The organism is Streptococcus vicugnae, from assembly GCF_016461705.1.
Lineage (GTDB): Bacteria > Bacillota > Bacilli > Lactobacillales > Streptococcaceae > Streptococcus > Streptococcus vicugnae.
Genome location: NZ_JAEMHW010000012.1, coordinates 1 through 729, shown reverse-complemented (window position 1 = coordinate 729; position 729 = coordinate 1). Strand labels below are relative to the sequence as shown.

The 729-nt window shown below is 41.8% G+C and carries 2 protein-coding genes; both read left to right on the top strand.

What is annotated here, in order from left to right:
• Window positions 1-135: LPXTG cell wall anchor domain-containing protein (locus JG537_RS09620; protein WP_199545192.1), on the top strand; the 135-nt coding region annotated here is incomplete at its 5' end.
• 187 nt (window positions 136-322) lie between these two features.
• On the top strand, window positions 323-729 hold a 407-nt coding region (locus JG537_RS09615; RefSeq protein ID WP_484600441.1), incomplete at its 3' end, for a sortase family protein.

Genomic DNA, 729 nt, shown 5'->3' with positions numbered 1-729 from the left:
GTTGTCAACAAAAAAGGTTCTGTTCTTCCTTCAACTGGTGGTATGGGAACAACTATCCTTTATGTTGTAGGTACTATTCTTGTTCTTGCTGCTGGTATCTTGCTTGTTACTAAAAAACGCATGGATGCTAAATAAACACTAGGCAGACTGTTGTTATAGGTGTTAGGTTGCAAGGTGGAAAATAAAGCATTAATACTTTGTAATGAGTTTTAGACCGATTGGTCGGCTGTTAGAGCCTTGTTACCTAGCAGGGAGTGGATGAGGAGTGTCAACTTTTCTTTCGCTCCCTTTCCTATTGCAATGGTGAGGAGAGCCCTTTATTATGATAAAAAAGATTAAAGAGAATTATTTGACGATTAGCCTCGTCGGCATATTATTAATCGGGCTGTCCTTGTTATTGTATCCGACAGTTAGCGATTATTGGAATTCATTTCACCAATCTGAGGCGGTTGCTGGCTATGTGCAAGATGTTGAGGATATGAGTGAGCAGAAGAAGGCAGAGATGTTGGCTGCTGCACAAGCTTATAATCAGACGTTGCAAACAGGGGTTATTCCTGATTTGAATTTGTCGAGTGCTGAGACTAAGACCTATGACCAGACGCTTGATGTGACTGGTACGGGGATTATGGCTTATGTTGAAATTCCTAAGTTGAATACGACTTTGCCGATTTACCATGGTACGGACGATAGTGTCTTGCAGGTGGCTATTGGGCATATCCCAGGGACATC